General features: G+C 48.3%; 10 protein-coding genes, 5 tRNA genes and 3 rRNA genes. All 18 read left to right on the top strand.

The window, feature by feature from the left end; genetic code table 11:
• Positions 1-310: 310 nt before the first annotated feature.
• Complete coding sequence (locus tag ACYVUT_RS08580) at positions 311-1,609, top strand: RNA-guided endonuclease InsQ/TnpB family protein (RefSeq protein WP_484501857.1); 1,299 nt, start codon at positions 311-313, stop codon at positions 1,607-1,609.
• Between the two features lie 271 nt (positions 1,610-1,880).
• Positions 1,881-2,435: a dCTP deaminase/dUTPase family protein gene (locus tag ACYVUT_RS08575; protein ID WP_484501856.1), complete on the top strand. Its 555-nt coding sequence runs from the start codon at positions 1,881-1,883 to the stop codon at positions 2,433-2,435.
• Complete coding sequence (gene radA / locus ACYVUT_RS08570; RefSeq protein ID WP_484501855.1) at positions 2,435-3,811, top strand: DNA repair protein RadA; 1,377 nt, start codon at positions 2,435-2,437, stop codon at positions 3,809-3,811. The genes ACYVUT_RS08575 and radA overlap by 1 nt, the downstream gene beginning before the upstream one ends.
• Before the next feature lie 111 nt (positions 3,812-3,922).
• Positions 3,923-4,582: an IS607 family transposase gene (locus tag ACYVUT_RS08565; protein ID WP_484498936.1), complete on the top strand. Its 660-nt coding sequence runs from the start codon at positions 3,923-3,925 to the stop codon at positions 4,580-4,582.
• Entirely contained in the window at positions 4,506-6,104 is a 1,599-nt protein-coding gene (locus ACYVUT_RS08560) for an RNA-guided endonuclease TnpB family protein (protein WP_484498937.1), read from the top strand. The genes ACYVUT_RS08565 and ACYVUT_RS08560 overlap by 77 nt, the downstream gene beginning before the upstream one ends.
• 478 nt (positions 6,105-6,582) lie before the next feature.
• The gene (locus tag ACYVUT_RS08555; RefSeq protein WP_439774642.1) at positions 6,583-7,530 is read left to right on the top strand and encodes a glycosyltransferase family 8 protein; all 948 of its coding nucleotides are present in this window, start codon (positions 6,583-6,585) and stop codon (positions 7,528-7,530) included.
• A gap of 216 nt (positions 7,531-7,746) precedes the next feature.
• Entirely contained in the window at positions 7,747-10,572 is a 2,826-nt protein-coding gene (locus ACYVUT_RS08550; RefSeq protein WP_484501854.1) for a putative bifunctional diguanylate cyclase/phosphodiesterase, read from the top strand.
• 526 nt (positions 10,573-11,098) lie between these two features.
• Positions 11,099-12,661 (top strand): 16S ribosomal RNA (locus ACYVUT_RS08545).
• Positions 12,662-12,878: 217 nt separating this feature from the next.
• Positions 12,879-15,785, top strand: a 23S ribosomal RNA gene (locus tag ACYVUT_RS08540).
• A gap of 69 nt (positions 15,786-15,854) precedes the next feature.
• Positions 15,855-15,971 (top strand): 5S ribosomal RNA (gene rrf / locus ACYVUT_RS08535).
• Together the 16S, 23S and 5S rRNA genes with 5 tRNA genes alongside form the textbook arrangement of a ribosomal RNA operon.
• 36 nt (positions 15,972-16,007) lie before the next feature.
• Positions 16,008-16,079, top strand: a tRNA-Gly gene (locus ACYVUT_RS08530).
• A 30-nt stretch (positions 16,080-16,109) separates the two neighbouring features.
• Positions 16,110-16,183 (top strand) — tRNA-Arg (locus ACYVUT_RS08525).
• Between the two features lie 2 nt (positions 16,184-16,185).
• Positions 16,186-16,258, top strand: a tRNA-Val gene (locus ACYVUT_RS08520).
• 3 nt (positions 16,259-16,261) lie between these two features.
• Positions 16,262-16,333, top strand: a tRNA-Glu gene (locus ACYVUT_RS08515).
• A gap of 26 nt (positions 16,334-16,359) precedes the next feature.
• Positions 16,360-16,433, top strand: a tRNA-Asp gene (locus tag ACYVUT_RS08510).
• Positions 16,434-16,640: 207 nt separating this feature from the next.
• Positions 16,641-17,015, top strand: a complete 375-nt coding sequence (locus ACYVUT_RS08505) for a GntR family transcriptional regulator (RefSeq protein ID WP_003611829.1) — start codon at positions 16,641-16,643, stop codon at positions 17,013-17,015.
• Positions 17,002-17,907: an ABC transporter ATP-binding protein gene (locus tag ACYVUT_RS08500; RefSeq protein ID WP_439775444.1), complete on the top strand. Its 906-nt coding sequence runs from the start codon at positions 17,002-17,004 to the stop codon at positions 17,905-17,907. Before ACYVUT_RS08505 ends, ACYVUT_RS08500 begins: the two co-directional genes overlap by 14 nt.
• Positions 17,879-19,648: a DUF6449 domain-containing protein gene (locus tag ACYVUT_RS08495; RefSeq protein WP_484501853.1), complete on the top strand. Its 1,770-nt coding sequence runs from the start codon at positions 17,879-17,881 to the stop codon at positions 19,646-19,648. The genes ACYVUT_RS08500 and ACYVUT_RS08495 overlap by 29 nt, the downstream gene beginning before the upstream one ends.
• Positions 19,649-19,703: the final 55 nt, after the last annotated feature.

Below are 19,703 nucleotides of genomic sequence, written 5' to 3'. Positions count from 1 at the left end.
AGCGGCAAGTATTTTGTGATCCTTGCCTTTTCCTTTGCTGTCTTAACTAGTGTAAAATAGATGTCTAGATAATTAAAGGAGCAAAAAACTAGTGGCGAAAAACGTGTTTAATGTGTTTGATTATATGTAAGAGTAAACAGATAGGTACTAAGCCAAATTAGCGTAGGGAATTCCGAAACTTTTCTTTAGGTTAGAGTCCAAATTTCCGTCGTATTCAAAAACGTATGTTTGGAAAATCGTAGGAATACGTGCTAAAATATTCCTCGAAAAAAGATTGAAATGATATGGTTCTGAAAGGCGGTGAAATCAAATGGCGGAACAGATAGAAGAAGTACCAGCCGTATTAATTCAGACAAGAGTCTATGAACTACATCCCAACAAGACTATGAGAAGAGTTTTGGATGAAGCTTGTGACTATCGCCGCTATTGCTGGAATCAAGGCCTTGCCTTGTGGAATGAAATGTGTAAGGCAAGACAAGCGCTTAAATCTTCTTTGGACTCCGACTCCAAAAAGCTGACCGAAGAGCAGAAAGTGTTGCTTAAAGCAAAGCCTTCGCCGAGTGAACGAAGAGTTCGTAATATGTTAGTTGCCGATAAAAAAGACTGGCAGTATACACAGTCAGCCCGGATTCTGCAACTGGCAATTTCTGATTTGGGTAAGGCTTGGGACAATTTCTTTGACAAGGACCAACCTGGCTGGGGCAAACCAAAATTTCGGTCAAAGCGGGAAGCCAGACAAGGCTTCAAAAGTGATCGGAGCAAGATCAAGGATGGAATTCTTTATTTGGAACGGGCAAGAGGATGTAGCGTTCCAAAAGATCAATGGCGGGGCTTTAAGCTGAGCGAAAAGCCCTTGTCAGATGGATTTGGCGTTGTTAGCTACTTCAAAGAAAAAGGCCGTTATTACGTTGCCATCCCGTATAAGATCAAGGCTGAAGATGTTAAGTTGCCAGACAAAACAGGTAAAGCTACCGCGGTTGACGTCAATGTTGGTCACTTTGATTACACGGGTGGCCGGGTGAACGTACTGCCTAAGAAGCTTGATAGAATTTATAAAAAAATCAAGCACTATCAAAGGCAGCTTGCCAAAAAGCGAGTTAAAAATGGAGAAGCTGCTTGCGGAAGCAAGAACTACTTGAAGACGAAAGCCAAGCTTCAAGCATGCTATTGCAAGGCAAGCAATATCCAAAACGACTTGATGCACAAGTTTACGACCGAACTGGTTAATGACTACGACAAGATCGTGATCGAAAATCTGTCGGTTAAGGGTATGCTGATGAGCCATATAGCTTCAAAGGGTGTTCACCGGTCGATGTTTGGTAAATTTAAGCAGATCTTGACCTACAAGTGCGATTGGTACGGTAAGGAACTTATTTTGGCAAATAAGCTGTATCCGTCTACTCAGCGTTGTGCGGCTTGTGGTAATGTCAAAAAGGGTGATGACAAGATCACCCTTTACGGAAACAAGAAGCATGGTACTAAACACAATGAGTACATCTGCTACAACAAAAAATGCCCGAACTACAATAAAGTCGTAGATCGGGACAAGAATGCGATGCTTAGTCTTTTAGCGCTGACTGAGCATCCAGAATTAAATCATGCGCTATAAATTTCAAAGAAAGGAGAGTTAATGGCTAAGGCCCTGGCCTTAGCCATGCGGGTTGGCTGTACCCGAGGATTGGCGAGAGCCTTTCCATGAAGTTGCAAGAGTGGTACTTCGGTACCTGCGCTGGTCAATGCGGTTACCCCCTTGTTGGGATATCGGAATATCGGTGATGACGGCAATAAGAAAAATGTATGTATTTATGTCTTCGGACAATACGTAGTCAAAGATTACTATTTGGCTACAGTGCACACGTTTTTTGCAGCAGCAAAAAACAATGAACAGAGTAAGAGGCTTTGAAATAGTTAAGAAGTATGAAGGACAAGGCTTGACCCTGCCCCGGCGGCAGACTTTGGCCAGCGCCGGCTATGACATCGAAGCGGCCCGCGACATCACCATCCCCAGCATTTGGAGCCTGAACTTCGTCAGGATCTTCCGCTTGATCAGAAACGGCCACGACTTGATCGAAAGCGACCTTTTGCAGGCTGAAGAAGTCTTAAAGCCGATCTTAGTCCCAACTGGCATCAAGGCCTACATGCCAGAAGACGAAGTCTTGATCCTGGCCAACCGGTCCTCCAACACCTTCAAGCGCAACCTGTCCTTGCCAAACGGGATTGGCGTCATCGACAGCGACTACTACAACAACCCCAACAATGAAGGGGAGATCTTCGTCCAAGTCTTGAACTACGGCGTCCGTCCCCTCAAGATCAAAAAGGGTGAGCGGATCGCCCAAGGGATCTTTATCAAGTACCTTAAAACTGATGACGACCAGCCAATTGAAAGCCAGCGTTTAAGCGGCTTTGGCTCAACCGGCAAGAAGGGCGGCAAATAATGGCCAGAGCTAGAACCCAGTACAAGTGCCGCTCTTGCGGCTACATCTCCGCTTCTTACCTGGGCCGGTGTCCTAACTGCGGGGCCTGGAACCAGTTTGAAAAAGAAAGCCAGGAGGTCCGCCAGACTTCAACTAAGGCTACCCCCAGCCGCTTGATGGCCAGCGTGGGGGCTAAAGAAGCAGTCAAAATGTCCACCATCAAGGCGGAAAAAGAAGAGCGGATTTTAACCAAGTCTTCAGAACTCAACCGGGTCTTGGGCGGCGGGATCGTACCTGGCTCTTTAGTCTTGATCGGCGGGGATCCCGGCATCGGCAAGTCCACTTTAATGCTGCAGATCATGAGCGAATTGGCGGAAAAATACAAGGTCCTCTACGTCTCCGGGGAAGAATCAGCCAGCCAGATCAAGCTGCGGGCTGGCCGCCTGGGCCTGGGCCAAAGCCCCATGCTTCTCTACCCGGAAAGCAACATGGAACACATCCGCGACCAGATCGACGACGTCAAGCCAGATTTTGTCGTCATCGACTCTATCCAGACCATGAACGAACCAAGCCTGGACTCCATGGTGGGCTCAGCTTCCCAGGTCCGGGAAGTTACCGCTGAACTGATGAAGATCGCCAAACTTGACCAAATCACTGTCTTTGTCATTGGCCACGTGACCAAGGAAGGGTCTATTGCCGGGCCGAAAATCCTGGAGCACATGGTCGACACCGTCCTTTATTTTGAAGGCGACGAGCACCATGCCTACCGGATTCTGCACTCAGTCAAGAACCGTTTTGGGGCGGCCAACGAAATCGGCATGTTTGAAATGAAGACTGAGGGCCTGGCTGAAGTGACCAATCCATCCGCGGTTTTCCTGGATGAACGCCTGCCCGACTCAACTGGGTCAGCCGTGGTTGTTTCTTTAGAAGGTACCCGGCCGATCCTGGGCGAAATCCAGGCCCTGGTTACCCCAACTGCCTTTGGCTATGCCAAGCGGACGACTTCTGGGCTTGACTACAACCGGGTCTCCCTGCTTTTGGCCGTCTTGGAAAAAAGAGGCAACCTCATGCTGCAGAATCAAGATGCCTATTTATCAGCCACTGGCGGCATCCGCTTAAACGAACCAGCCATCGACCTAGCCATTGCCATGGCTATTGCTTCCAGTTATTATGACAAGGAAATCTCAGCGACTGACTGCTTTGTCGGGGAAATCGGCTTAACCGGGGAAGTCCGCCGGGTCAACCAGATCCAGGCCCGGGTCAAGGAAGCCGGCAAGGTCGGCTTTAAGCGGATTTTTATCCCTAAGTACAATATGAGCCCAAGTCTTAAGGATCTGGGAATTGAGGTAATCCCGGTTTCCAGCGTCCGCCAGGCCCTCCACTACCTTTTCTCATAGAGAAAAGGGTGTGACTGCTAAAAAATATTCATTTCATCCAATGTTAAATAGCAACGTTTCTTACCAATTCTTGATATAATATCTATATCGAAAGATTGGGAGGAAGAAACGATGAGCGAATACATGTCCATATCAAAAGCAGCTGAGTATCTTAACGTTGCCAAGTCAACTCTCCGCAATTGGGAAGCTGAGGGATTGATTACACCGCTTAGAACTGCCTCCAATCAACGTCGCTACACTAAAGAAATGCTAGATGAAGTTCTGCAAGGAAATGTGAAGGCATCTAAGCCTAAGAAGCTGCTGACCATCGGCTATTGCCGGGTTTCTTCTGGTCATCAAAAAGAAGACCTCCAAAGGCAGAAGGACGTAGTGTCCAGATATTGCGAAGTCAATGGCTATCAGTTTAAGATCATTCAAGACGTTGGATCAGGTCTCAACTATAAGAAAAAAGGCCTGACAGTGCTGATCAACATGATCTGCAAGAAGCAGTGCGAGCGAGTCGTGGTAAATTACCAAGACAGGCTTGTCCGTTTTGGCTTTGAAATGATTGAGACAATCTGCCAGGCAAACGACGTAGACTTGGTTGTCATCAATCAGACAGATAACGTTGATCCAAATTCAGAACTTGTAGAAGATGTTTTATCTATAATCACTTTTTTCTCAGCTAAGCTGTATGGAAAGAGGTCGCATCAGAATGCAAGAGTCATCCAAGAAAGCAAAAAGCTCTTCAATCAAGCAGACAGTGACAAAGACTCAGCCCAAGACGATTAGAGTCTACTCCAAAAAGTTAAGCGATGAAGAATTTGCCAGAATGTCCGACTTCTTTGAAAGATACGGCAGGTGCCGGCATTTCTTTTTGAACCGCTACTGCGGTATCAAGTCGATGCTAGCGGTCAATAACTGGCAGACTCTGCGCAACCAAGTTCGCAAGTGGGACAAGCCGGTTAAAGGCGCAAAAGGAAAGCTAGAAACAGTCTACAACTTTCAGACCAAGCACTGGGTAGGCGCTCTCCGCGAGGCATGTGCCAACATAAAGAGCATGTGGTCGAATCTGGCTAACCGTTTGAAGAAGCTGATCCAAGGAAATGAAAATCTTTCTGCAGATCAGCGCCACCTTTTGTTCTTTATTTTGAAATTTAAAGGCGCATGGCAAGCTGTCCTTCTTTACAAGCCAATTGATTTGCCAGAAGAATACGCTGAAACCTTTACTGAAATAGAAGCTAAGATGACGGATAAGCAAATCAAACAGGCATACAGCTACTTACGCCGGATTACTTATCGCTACCACTACCGGGCACGGAAGTCGGGCAAGCTTGGCTCTAGCATGAAGTGTGACTTGAATTGGGCATTTGAGGGAAATACTTTTTCATTCAGTTCAGATGTACCTAGAAAGCAGTTTTCTGTAGAGATGACCAGTCCGTGGAGTTATCCACGCACCGGCGATATCACAGTGGTGCTAGACCGCATCAAGCAGCGTCTTGAAGTTCATAAGCTGATCAATAGCAAGCGCTACAGCAACGATTCAAAGAAGGCAATCGGCATTGACAAGGGGCTTGCCACCCTGCTTTCCTGCAGCAGCGGCAATGAATATGGTGAAAATTTCAGCAAGCTTGCCAATGCCATCGTTGACAAGTACGGCAAGCGAAACGCAAATCGGCAGCCTTATATGAGTCTGCGCTGGCAGCTCAATCAGCAGCTTGAGCAGCTGGAGAAAAAGGACAAGCCTTTGTCCAAGACAGCTTCGAGGAAGAAAAGAAAACTGCTTGGGAAGCTTAAGAATCTGGAGCAAAACAATATCGGAAGAAAGTCGTATGAAAAGAGTTACCGCTCAGCGCAAGAAACTGTCAGAAGCTTTATCAACTGTGCGATAAACAGGATGATTGAGACAGAGCATCCGGCAGTCATTGCCAAGGAAGACTTGACGTTCGTAAAAGAAAAAGGCGTCAAATCAGATAACAGCAGATTCGCAAGAAAAATGCGCAAGCGCTTGAATTCATGGACTAAGGGCCAACTGGATGAGCGCATTGAATACCTTTCAAGTAAGAATTCGATTGAAACTCATGATGTCAATCCGGCATATACTTCTCAGTATTGTCCGATCTGCGGGCAGCATTTTGAGGAAAGATACGGCAGTCATCATGAAATGACTAGATGCAAGAAATGCGGCGAGATGAATGCGAATATCGCCGCAGCAAAAAATATATTGAGTAGATTAACTGACGAAGAAATCACGCTTTACACGCCTTACAAGCGAGTTAAGGAGATTCTTGACAGTCGGATAAAAGAAGCATAAGCCAAGTAATACTACAAAGTTGAAGGCTCTAGCATGTAAGAGCAGTCAGCTTTAACGAACTCAGTTCGGGGTATTAAAATCGCGGCTTGACAGCTTCGAAAAGGTATCACGATATGCTTGCCTGCTTTTTGGCAGGCAAGATGCTTTTCCGACTGCCATGCTAAAAGTTTCCAGTGGGGCAGATAAAAAGCTATTGGATGACGCCATCTGGCGTTGTTTGACAGCCAACCGTACTCACTGACCTTAACTTCAAAAGGTTAAAAATCTGATTTTTTTCCAAGTTGAATCTACCCATAGATTTAACTAGAAAGGAATATCAGAAAAACTTACCAATATTGATGTGATTATCAAGATTTAGTAAGTTTTATGATTCGGTATGTAATCCTTTCATTCAATTTGCATTTTTTTCTTGCTAAAAAGCTGGCAAGAACTACAATGTAGTATATCGGTTGAAAACAGATGGAAAGGAAAAATATTAATGACAGTTCCAGTATTTTATTCAATCAGTGACGATTTCACCCCATACGCGGCCGTTTCCCTCCACTCTTTGGTCAAGCATGCTGACCCAAAGCGTGATTACACGGTAACTTTTTTGCACCAGGGCTTAAGCCAAGAACATGAAAAGGCCTTGGCTGCTTATAACAGAGACAATGTCCACGTTAAGTTCTACGAGATGTCTGACGAACTCCTGAAGCCAATCCAGGACCGGAAGGAAAATTACCTGCGGGGCGACTTCTTCACCATGTCTATTTTCTACCGGCTCTTTATCCCGGACCTCTTCCCGGAATATGACAAGGTAGTCTACATCGACAGTGACACGGTTTTGAATGACGACATCGCCAAGCTTTATGACCATGACTTGGGCACTAACCTCTTGGGTGCCTGCACCGACTCTTCCATCCAGTTTGTGGAGAAGATGCTTCGCTACATTAAGGAAGTTTTGACTCTGGATCCGAAGAAGTATATCAATTCGGGGATGCTGGTCATGAATGCCAAGGCCTTTAGGGAAGAAAACTTCGTTGACAAGTTCTTCAGCCTCTTGGGCCGCTACCACTTTGACTGCATCGCCCCGGACCAAGACTATTTAAATGAAATCTGCTCCGGCCGGATCAAGTACCTGGACGGCCGCTGGGATGCCATGCCAAACGAAAACACTGAGGCTCTGGCTAACCCTGGCCTGATCCACTACAACCTCTTCTTTAAGCCTTGGCACTTCAGCGGGATCCAGTATGAAGACTACTTCTGGACCAATGCTGAAGAGACCGTTTTTGCTGAAGAATTGAAGGCAGAACTGGCCAAGACGACTGATGAAGAAAGAGATGTTGAATACCACAAGCTTGATCACATGCTGGGCAAGCTGGATACGACCTTGCAGGATCCCAACAACTGGGCCCGGGTCAAGGAGCGAGAGCAAGTAACTTTATAATTCACAGAGAATGCCTTCTGAGTTTTAACTTGGAAGGCTTTTTTAGTCCCTTTGGACAATTTTTGGGAAAAATAAGCCGAAAAACGAGATTTTTAAAGCAAAAGTCGCTACAATTAAGTAGTCAAGAGTAAATAATAAAAGAGTTATGATGTTTGGGCGAAGAAAATGATTAAGACGAAAATCACAGATGCTTTTCATGCTTTTCAAAAAAAGATAATGGGAAATGGCCGCCCAAAGCCAGACCAAGTCATCAGCCTGCTCGACTTAGTCAAAGATGAACTGGGCCTGGCCATGGTCTATGTCTGCGAAAACACGGCTGGTGGCAGCCAGTTTTTATATCAATATTGTTCTCATGGCGATAATTTTTCAGCCATGCACCACAACCTGCTGATCGCCGAAGGGCAGGAACGCGACACGACTTACGAACTTTTGCGCCAGGAGAACCCGGTAGTTTTGACGGGGGAATACTTCAGCAATAGATTTGCCATGGCAGCTGGCAATCTGGTCTACAGCTACTTCAGCGGGAGCATTTGTCAGGGCTTGGTCTGCTTTCAAAAGGAAAAGCAAGCTGGCCAAGTCTGGAATGAAGAGGAAAAAGAAACGCTGACGATTCTGGCCAAGCTGCTCTGGCCCTTAGTCGCTCAAGACCAGATTGCTGCCCAGGTTCGGGTCATCAGCGCTAATGCTGGCAATCTGTCAATGGTTTGGATCTATCCCAAGGTCAAGACGGCTATTTTTTCCAAGGACCTGCGGACCCGGTTTGGCCTCAGCAACTATTACCGAGCCAAGTCGATTGGGGATTTTTGCCAGAGTTTCGTGGCCTATAAAGACCAAGATAAAGTAGTGGCTGCTTACCAAAAGGCCCTGCAAGGCAAAGAAATGGAAGTTAGCTGCCATGCTTTCCAGCACAGTGATAAGCTGCACTTGACTATCGTGTCCAACCGCTATGACTTTGAAGGGCAGCCTGAACAATTAGTGGTTTTCATCAGAAGAGCCAACGAAGTTTCCAAGGACCGCCTGGAGCGAAGCAAGCGGCTGGAAGCCTACCGGGAATTCCAGCTGATCTACAGCCGGGACAATATTTTTGAACTTTTTCTCGATCTGACTCAAAATCAAGCCACCGTCTTCAAGGCTCCTTTGTCCTGGCAGTCGGTTCTGGAGCAAGGAGACAACTATGACCAGCTCCTGCACCTTTTCGCCAGTCAGCTGGTCTTGCCCAACAGTCAGCAACCACTTTTAAATGCCTTGAACTGTGAGAATCTGCGCCGGCAGTTGACCCAGCAGTCCAGCTTCTTTTTGACGGCTCATGTCCAAGTTGAAAACCAGCAGCGGCTTTTGGAATTTGAAGTCATCGAAGGCCGTTCTGGCAACCATCGGGTGCCGCAGAGCGCGATCGTGGTCGTCAAGGACGTGACTGACAAGCGGGTTTCCCGCTATGACTCCTTGACCGGCCTGCTCAACATGCATAACTTTCTTTTGGAAGTTGGTCAGAAGTGGCAGCCAGGTGGCCAGCTTTTGGTCATGAACGTAGAGAACTTCAAGTTCTACAACATGCGCCATGGCTTGGAACAAGGGGACCGCTGCTTGATCGAAATCGCGGAACTTTTGAAGGAGCTCTATCCAGGTGCTACATTAGCCCGCTTTAACGCGGACAACTTCTATGTTTATGATCCAGATCCTGGCGACTGGGAATTGCGGATTATCCGCCTGCATACCCGCTTAAAGCGGCTGCCTTTGGCCAACCAGCTGCGGATGCGGGTTGGGGTTTACCAATATTCTGACAAGGTGACCGCTTCTTTGGCCTGTGACCGGGCCAAGCTGGCCTGTGACCAGGCTAAAAAACAGCCCGAGCAGAGCTGGTGTCTGTATACTCCGGCCATGCAGGAAAGAGAAGAATTAAAGCAGTATTTGATTGACCACTTGGATGATGCCCTTAGAAATCACTACCTGCAGGTTTACTACCAGCCGGTCATCCGGACTTTGACTGGCCGGCTTTGCAGCGCGGAGGCCTTAGTCCGTTGGATTGACCCGGTCAAGGGCTTTTTGTCACCTGGGGATTTCATTCCTCTTTTTGAGGAGATGAACCTGTCTTACAAGGTTGACCGTTATGTCATCCAAGAAGTGACTAAAATGATTCGCGAGCATATGGATAAGGGCTGGCCGGTCATCCCGGTTTCAGTCAACCTTTCCCGGGCAGACTTCCAGATGATGGATCCTTTGACGGAATTAAACCAGGCCATGCGCAAAAACAACTTGCGCCGGTCTCTGGTGCATGTGGAAATCACTGAAAGTGCCCTGTCTAAAGACGTGGATGGCTTAAAGCGGGCCATCCACAACTTCCGCCAGGCTGGCTACGAAGTCTGGATGGATGACTTTGGCAGCGGCTACTCTGCCTTGAACTATCTCAAGAATTTTGAATTCGATGAGATCAAGCTGGACATGATCTTTATGAAGGATTTTGATGAAGCCTCAAAAAAGATTGTGACTGCCTGTGTAAAGATGGCTAAAGATTTGGGCATTCACACCTTGGCAGAAGGCGTTGAGACCCAGCAGCAGCTGGACTTTTTGCGGTCAATTGGCTGTGAGCGGATCCAGGGCTATTACTACAGCAAGCCTTTGCCGCCTGATAAACTCTGCCAGTTGATTACCGAGAAGGGGATCGAGATCGAAAACTGGGGGCAGAGCAAGTTTTACCAGCAAGTTGGCTTGGTGGACCTGGTCAGCGACAAGCCGATCTGCCTGGTCTTGGACGATGGCAGCCAGTTCAGCATGCTTTATGCCAACGAAGAATTCCAGAAGGAGATCAAGCGGTCGCCTGCTCTTTTTGATCGGATTATCAACGACTGGAACAAACCGGATTCTGCAACTGCCAAACAGCTGCACGCCTTTGCCAAAAAGGTTGGCCAAGGCGGGGAAAGCTACTTTGACTTCAAGCAAATCGGCCAGTATCTCCGGCTAAGTGCCAAGCAAATCGCGAAACTCGAAAATTATCAGATGCTCTTGATCAACCCAAGCGACATCACGGTTCAATATCTGAAATAAGCAAGAAGCAGTCAAATTGGCTGCTTCTTTTTTACTTTCTGCCCGCGAAAAGTTGAAAAAACAAAAATTTTCAAAAAACTTTTTATTCATTTAACTCAGGAAAAGGCCAAAATCCGAACGATTTTTCCAGAAAAGCAATTTTCCCAAAAATGAAAGAGGATTTTAAAAAGAGAAGAGAAAAACAACTTTTACAACACCTCCTGGTGTTTGGCGAAAAAGACAATTAAAAGGCAAAAGTTGACGAAAAAGAAAAAACAAGGTAAAGTATTAAATGTCTTCAAGGCAAGCACGAAGCGCTTTCGTAAAGAAAGGCAATTGAAGGCAAAATAAAAAATATCAGAAAGCTGTTGACAAGAAGTCGGCAAGCGAGTAAGATATAAAACGTTGCGTCACTTGACGCAAGTTGGTACTTTGAAAACTGAACAAAGTTTCGCAGTGTGCGGGTCAAACTATGTTTGATCCAAACAAATAAGCGAAGTCAATTCGCAAGCAAATAATCTGGAGCAGATTAAAAAGGCTCAATTTTTAAATTGAGAGTTTGATCCTGGCTCAGGACGAACGCTGGCGGCGTGCCTAATACATGCAAGTCGAGCGAGCTGAATTCAAAGATTCCTTCGGGATGATTTGTTGGACGCTAGCGGCGGATGGGTGAGTAACACGTGGGCAATCTGCCCTAAAGACTGGGATACCACTTGGAAACAGGTGCTAATACCGGATAACAACATGAATCGCATGATTCAAGTTTGAAAGGCGGCGCAAGCTGTCACTTTAGGATGAGCCCGCGGCGCATTAGCTAGTTGGTGGGGTAAAGGCCTACCAAGGCAATGATGCGTAGCCGAGTTGAGAGACTGATCGGCCACATTGGGACTGAGACACGGCCCAAACTCCTACGGGAGGCAGCAGTAGGGAATCTTCCACAATGGACGCAAGTCTGATGGAGCAACGCCGCGTGAGTGAAGAAGGTTTTCGGATCGTAAAGCTCTGTTGTTGGTGAAGAAGGATAGAGGCAGTAACTGGTCTTTATTTGACGGTAATCAACCAGAAAGTCACGGCTAACTACGTGCCAGCAGCCGCGGTAATACGTAGGTGGCAAGCGTTGTCCGGATTTATTGGGCGTAAAGCGAGCGCAGGCGGAATGATAAGTCTGATGTGAAAGCCCACGGCTCAACCGTGGAACTGCATCGGAAACTGTCATTCTTGAGTGCAGAAGAGGAGAGTGGAACTCCATGTGTAGCGGTGGAATGCGTAGATATATGGAAGAACACCAGTGGCGAAGGCGGCTCTCTGGTCTGCAACTGACGCTGAGGCTCGAAAGCATGGGTAGCGAACAGGATTAGATACCCTGGTAGTCCATGCCGTAAACGATGAGCGCTAGGTGTTGGGGACTTTCCGGTTCTCAGTGCCGCAGCAAACGCATTAAGCGCTCCGCCTGGGGAGTACGACCGCAAGGTTGAAACTCAAAGGAATTGACGGGGGCCCGCACAAGCGGTGGAGCATGTGGTTTAATTCGAAGCAACGCGAAGAACCTTACCAGGTCTTGACATCCTGTGCAAAACTTAGAGATAAGTCTTTCCCTTCGGGGACGCAGTGACAGGTGGTGCATGGCTGTCGTCAGCTCGTGTCGTGAGATGTTGGGTTAAGTCCCGCAACGAGCGCAACCCTTGTCTTTAGTTGCCATCATTAAGTTGGGCACTCTAGAGAGACTGCCGGTGACAAACCGGAGGAAGGTGGGGATGACGTCAAGTCATCATGCCCCTTATGACCTGGGCTACACACGTGCTACAATGGGCAGTACAACGAGAAGCGAACCCGCGAGGGCAAGCGGATCTCTTAAAGCTGTTCTCAGTTCGGACTGCAGGCTGCAACTCGCCTGCACGAAGCTGGAATCGCTAGTAATCGCGGATCAGCACGCCGCGGTGAATACGTTCCCGGGCCTTGTACACACCGCCCGTCACACCATGGAAGTCTGCAATGCCCAAAGTCGGTGGGATAACCATTTAGGAGTCAGCCGCCTAAGGCAGGGCAGATGACTGGGGTGAAGTCGTAACAAGGTAGCCGTAGGAGAACCTGCGGCTGGATCACCTCCTTTCTAAGGAAAACAGATGGATGGAGAGCAGAAATGCTAAGAGAAATCCATCAGTTACGGAAGCACACTGCAAAAGAAACTTTGTTCAGTTTTGAGAGTATCAACTCTCACTTGTACGTTGAAAACTGAATATCTTAATTCCAAGAAAAAACCGAGAATCATTGAGATCAATGAGAACATTGCAAAGCGACCGAGAGAGTTCGAAAGAACTGACTTGCAAGGTCAAGTGAAGAAGGGCGCACGGTGAATGCCTTGGCACTGGAAGCCGATGAAGGACGCGACTAACCGCGAAAGTCTTCGGGGAGCCGTAAGTAGGCTTTGATCCGGAGGTCTCCGAATGGGGGAACCCAGCATGTGCAGACATGCTATTCTTGTGTGAATACATAGCACAAGAAAGGAACACGCAGTGAACTGAAACATCTAAGTAGCTGCAGGAAGAGAAAGAAATATCGATTTCCCAAGTAGCGGCGAGCGAACAGGAAAGAGCCCAAACCGGCAGATTTATCTGCCGGGGTTGTAGGACTGAGACATGGCACTTCAGAGGATAGCAGAAGCGTCTGGGAAGACGCGCCAGAGAGGGTGAGAGCCCCGTAAGCGAAATCCAAAGAAGGCCTATCAGTATCCTGAGTAGGGCGGGACACGTGAAATCCCGTTTGAATCCGCGAGGACCATCTCGCAAGGCTAAATACTAACCAGTGACCGATAGTGAACCAGTACCGTGAGGGAAAGGTGAAAAGAACCCCGGGAGGGGAGTGAAAGAGAACCTGAAACCGTGTGCCTACAAGTAGTCAAAGCCCGTTAACGGGTAATGGCGTGCCTTTTGTAGAATGAACCGGCGAGTTGCGTTAGTCAGCAAGGTTAAGTCAGAAAAGACGGAGCCGCAGCGAAAGCGAGTCTGAAGAGGGCGAGCAGTTGGCTGACGCAGACCCGAAACCAAGTGACCTACCCATGACCAGGTTGAAGGCGCGGTAAAACGCGCTGGAGGACCGAACCCACGTAAGTTGAAAATTGCGGGGATGAGTTGTGGGTAGCGGTGAAATTCCAAACGAACTTGGAGATAGCTGGTTCTCTCCGAAATAGCTTTAGGGCTAGCCTCGCAAAGAGGATGCTGGAGGTAGAGCTCTGTTTGGACTAGGGGCCCGTCAAGGGTTACTGAATTCAGATAAACTGCGAATTCCAGACATTTATGTGCGGGAGTCAGACTGCGAGTGATAAGATCCGTAGTCGAAAGGGAAACAGCCCAGATCACCAGTTAAGGTCCCAAAATTCATGCTAAGTGGAAAAGGATGTGGAGTTGCGCAGACAACTAGGACGTTGGCTCAGAAGCAGCCATCATTCAAAGAGTGCGTAATAGCTCACTAGTCGAGTGACGCCGCGCCGAAAATTTACCGGGGCTAAGCATGATACCGAAACTGTGGATGTGCATTATGCACGTGGTAGGAGAGCGTTCTAGCGGCGGTGAAGCATGACCGAGAGGACATGTGGAGCTTCTAGAAGTGAGAATGCCGGTATGAGTAACGAAAGACAGGTGAGAATCCTGTCCGCCGCAAGACTAAGGTTTCCTGGGGCAGGCTCGTCCGCCCAGGGTAAGTCGGGACCTAAGGCGAGGCCGAGAGGCGTAGTCGATGGACAACAGGTTGAGATTCCTGTACTGCACCGAATCGTTATGAGCGATGGAGGGACGCAGGAGGCTAGCAGCGCGTGGTGCTGGATACCACGTTCAAGCGTCAAGTCTGAGAGCGAGTCAAATGCTTGCTTTCTTAAGGACAAGGCGTGATGAGGAGCGAAATTAAAGTAGCGAAGGCTGCGACGTCACACTGCCGAGAAAAGCTTCTAGCCAGAGACGGTGCACCCGTACCGCAAACCGACACAGGTAGTCGAGGAGAGTATCCTCAGGTGAGCGAGAGAACTCTCGTTAAGGAACTCGGCAAAATGGCCCCGTAACTTCGGGAGAAGGGGCGCTGGTCGCAAGATCAGCCGCAGTGAAAAGGCCCAAGCAACTGTTTATCAAAAACACAGGCATCTGCAAAATCGTAAGATGAAGTATAGGTGCTGACACCTGCCCGGTGCTGGAAGGTTAAGAGGAGAGCTTAGCGCAAGCGAAGGTTTGAATTGAAGCCCCAGTAAACGGCGGCCGTAACTATAACGGTCCTAAGGTAGCGAAATTCCTTGTCGGGTAAGTTCCGACCTGCACGAAAGGTGTAATGATTTGGGCACTGTCTCAACGAGAGACTCGGTGAAATTATAATACCCGTGAAGATGCGGGTTACCCGCGACAGGACGGAAAGACCCCATGGAGCTTTACTGCAGTTTAATATTGGGTATCTGTCAAGCATGTACAGGATAGGTAGGAGCCGGAGAAGATAGGACGCCAGTCTTATCTGAGGCGCTGTTGGGATACTACCCTTGCTTGACGGATGCTCTAACTCAGGCCTGTGATCCAGGCCGAGGACAGTGTTTGACGGGCAGTTTGACTGGGGCGGTCGCCTCCTAAAGTGTAACGGAGGCGCCCAAAGGTTCCCTCAGAATGGTTGGAAATCATTCGCAGAGTGTAAAGGTAAAAGGGAGCTTGACTGCGAGAGAGACAACTCGAGCAGGTACGAAAGTAGGGCTTAGTGATCTGGTGGTACCGCATGGAAGGGCCATCACTCAACGGATAAAAGCTACCCTGGGGATAACAGGCTTATCTCCCCCAAGAGTTCACATCGACGGGGAGGTTTGGCACCTCGATGTCGGCTCGTCGCATCCTGGGGCTGAAGTCGGTCCCAAGGGTTGGGCTGTTCGCCCATTAAAGCGGCACGCGAGCTGGGTTCAGAACGTCGTGAGACAGTTCGGTCCCTATCCGTCGTGGGCGCAGGAAATTTGAGAGGAGCTGTCCTTAGTACGAGAGGACCGGGATGGACGCACCGCTGGTGTACCAGTTGTCTTGCCAAAGGCATCGCTGGGTAGCTATGTGCGGACGGGATAAGCGCTGAAAGCATCTAAGTGCGAAGCCCCCCTCAAGATGAGATTTCCCATTTCTTCAAGAAAGTAAGACACCTCAGAGACGATGAGGTAGATAGGCCGGGAGTGGAAGAAGCGTGAGCTTTGGAGCGGACCGGTACTAATCAGTCGAGGACTTGACCAAAAGAGCGAAGCAATGAAGGTTTTGACTTGGAAGAGATATTCAGTTTTGAGCGTGCAAGCTCAAAGAGAGTGCGGTGGCAATGGCAAGAAGGATACACCTGTTCCCATGCCGAACACAGCAGTTAAGCTTCTTAACGCCGAAAGTAGTTGGTGGGAAACTGCCTGCGAGGATAGGAAGCTGCCGCGCTCGATCAGCCAGACTGTCTAGCCTGGCTTTTATCATGCGGAAGTAGTTCAGTGGTAGAACATCACCTTGCCATGGTGGGGGTCGCGGGTTCGAATCCCGTCTTCCGCTTAGCATCAAGCGATGCTTAATTGAATAAATGCACCCATAGCGCAACTGGATAGAGTGTCTGACTACGAATCAGAAGGTTGTAGGTTCAAGTCCTACTGGGTGCATTGGAGGATTAGCTCAGCTGGGAGAGCATCTGCCTTACAAGCAGAGGGTCACAGGTTCGAGCCCTGTATCCTCCATCTGGCCCGTTGGTCAAGTGGTTAAGACACCGCCCTTTCACGGCGGTAACATGGGTTCAAATCCCGTACGGGTCATTGCCGAATGGCAGAACAGAATATTTGGTCCATTGGAGCAGTGGTCTATCTCGCCTCCCTGTCACGGAGGAGATCGCGGGTTCAAATCCCGCATGGACCGTCACTGAGAAGCAGGTAGATACCTGCTTCTTTTTTTGTGTTTTCGTTTATTTTTTCTTTCTGTTATTTTTCTTTTCTTTCTAAATTTCCTTGGCTGATTATTTTACTTTAGAAACAATCTGTTTTCTTTTTGACAATTGCTTGTCAATTCGTTTTTAGTGTACTAGAATAAATAGTACAGTAGAGACAGCTAGAAAGGAGCGAGCTAGTGGACTTTATTGACTATTTGGACAGCCGGCCGATTTACCAGCAGATCGCTGACAGATACAAGCAGCTGATTCTGACTGGAGTCATGCTGCCGGACGAGCAGCTGCCATCGGTGCGGAAGTTGGCCATGGAATTGTCGACTAACCCTAATACAGTGCAGAAGGCATATGCCGCGCTGGAACGGGAGGGATACGTATACAGCGTCAAGGGCCGGGGAAATTTCGTCCGGGCCAATGAAACGCTGAAGAGCAAGCAAAAAGAAGAGCTGAAAGGGAAAATGATTGATTTAATTAAGGAGATTCAAGCTGTGGGACTTGATCCACAAGAATTGTTTGCTGAAGCCATGGAGGAGGCGGCAGAAGATGATCGAGATTGATGCACTAAACAAGGATTATGGGCAGACTGAGGCCATCAAGAACCTTAACCTGACCATTGAAGAAGACCGGGTCTTTGGCTTGATCGGGACCAACGGGGCCGGCAAGAGTACTCTCTTGCGGATGATCGCTGGCATCTTGCGGCCAACTTCTGGCCATATCACCATTGACGGCCTGCCGGTTTATGACAATCCAGCTGCTAAAGAAAAGTTTTGCTTTATTCCGGATGACCCCTACTTCTTTCCAAATGCCACAGCTGAGTCTATGGCTAAGGACTACGCGGCAGTTTACCAGGACTTTGACCAAGAGCGTTTTGCCAGCTTGCTGGCCGACTTCCGCTTAGAGCCTGAGCGCCGCATACACGACTATTCTAAGGGCATGAAGCGGCAATTAGCTATCCTGCTAGGATTATGTGCTAACACCAAGTACCTGCTCTTAGACGAGGTTTTTGACGGCTTAGACCCGGTTATGCGGCAGAGCATGAAGAGTTTGTTTGCCGAAGACATGGACCGGCGACAATTAACCCCGATCATTGCCTCTCACAACTTGCGGGAATTGGAAGATATTTGTGACCACATCGGTTTCCTGCACAGCGGCGGTCTGCTTTTATCAGAAGACCTGGCCGACATGAAGCTGGAAATCCAGAAATTGCAGTGCGTCTTTAAGGACGACCGGGACATGGAGGAAGTCCTGGGCAAGCTGAAGGTGGTTGACCACAGCAGCCGGGGCCGCCTGCACACTTTGGTAGTGCGGGGGAGCCGGAGTGAAGTCGAAGCGGTCTTTGACCATGTGCCGATGACCTTCTTCGAAATCCTGCCGTTGACCTTGGAAGAAATCTTTATTGCAGAAGCGGAGGCAGTTGGCTATGACACGCGCAAACTCATCCTTAAATAAACATGCTCTGCCGCAAAAAGAAATCCTGCGGCATCGGAAGGTTCCCGTAGCCTTGACTGTTTTGGTCATGGCCATGTTCTACATCGTTGGGACCATGCTTCTCTTGATTAGTGGTGAAGAACCATATGAAAGCCTGCAGAGTGCGGTTAGATACTACTTCAATTACCGAAATTCTGTAACGCCGATTATCACAGGACTTTTCGGCGTCTACTTCGGCTTTGAAGCCTTTCGCTATTTGCATGTACCGCGGCAAGTAGACTTCTATGAAAGTCAACCCATCAGTCGCAAGACCCGGTATATCGGAATCACGGTTAACAGCCTGCTTACTTTCAGCGTTATTTACCTTGCCTTTTTCTTGGTCGGTCTGACGATTTGCATGGCCGCTGGGGCCAACGTGATGACCAACGCTGGAATATGGCAGAGCTGTTTGAATAATTTACTGACCTTTTCAGCCTGGTACGGGATTGCCGTTTTGAGCATGATGGTCACGGGGAATACTTTTGTGGCTGGCTTAGCCACGATCTTCTTCTCCTGCTTTGAACTGGGTGTGCTCTTTCTGCATTCGACTTTCTTTAGCTCCATTGCTCATACTGCTGGTACTTATGACTATGGCTGGCAACCATACACCAATCCTTGGTCGCAGGCCTTTAACAGCAATCACTGGCTTGGAATAGGCTTAAACCTGCTCTGGACTGTTCTTTACCTGGGTCTGGCATACTGGGCCTACCAGAAGCGAGCCAATGAAAAAGCTGGCAGAGCTGTTACCTTTGCTTGGATTGAACAGGCAGTAAAAATTATCTTGGTTATCTTCTTCGCAGCCTTTGGCGGGATTTTAGGCTACTTGATTTCTGGAAACAAATTTGTTTGCGGAATCTTGGGTGCTGTTATCATTGGCTTGCTGACCGCAAGCATCATGGAAGTTATCTTCAAGTTTGATCTGGCCGCATGGAAGAACCACTTTGGCCAGGGATTGCTGTTGACCGCGGCTGGCTTGGCAATTTTTGTCGGTATGCACTGGGGAGGTAAACAGTTCGACAACTGGTTGCCTGCAAGTGATCAAGTGGCCAGCGTAGCAATTGCTCCGGATGACCGAGCTTTTAGCGCCTACTATATTGGCCAGTCTGCCGATAGTACTAGCGCAAATGAATACGCGGCCAAGTACATGTATTTGCCGTCTTCAAACGAGCTCTTGCAACTTGCTAAAGCCGGCAGCAAGCAAAGCCAGAAGACGGATCACGATCAAGCAACGATAATCCAGCTGCGCTTCTTGTTCAGAATGAAGAATGGCCAGGTTAAAACCAGAGTTTATAATATGCGGGAAGAGGATCTGGATAAATACTTCGAGCAGATCAGTAAAACAAAGGCTTACAAGCGGGGCTACTTCCAGATCTACCATGACCAGATGATCATGGACAAGCTGGGCACCGTATCCATTGCCTATAAGAGCGGCAAGAAGACGGTTAAGCTGGAAGACGGCAAGCTTTACAGCGAATTCCGCAAGGCTTACAAGCAAGACTTGGCCAAATGGGATTACAAGCTGGCCAGCCGGCAGAAACCAGTCGGTAGGATCAAGATCGACTGGGCAGCGACAAAGTCAGATAGTGCTACGGTTGAATACCCGGTTTACGCCAACTACAGCCACACGATTGCTTTCTTGAAGAAAAACAAGCTATATGACGAAACGCCGTTAAAGAATTCTCAGTTGGGGGACTTGGACTACTATATTAACGAAGATTACTAAGCCGAAAATCAAGCCAATTTAACTTAAAAACTTTACTTTTTCAGCTATTTGTTCT

The organism is Lactobacillus sp. WILCCON 0059, assembly GCF_057197985.1.
This window is presented reverse-complemented; position numbering and strand designations above follow the sequence as displayed.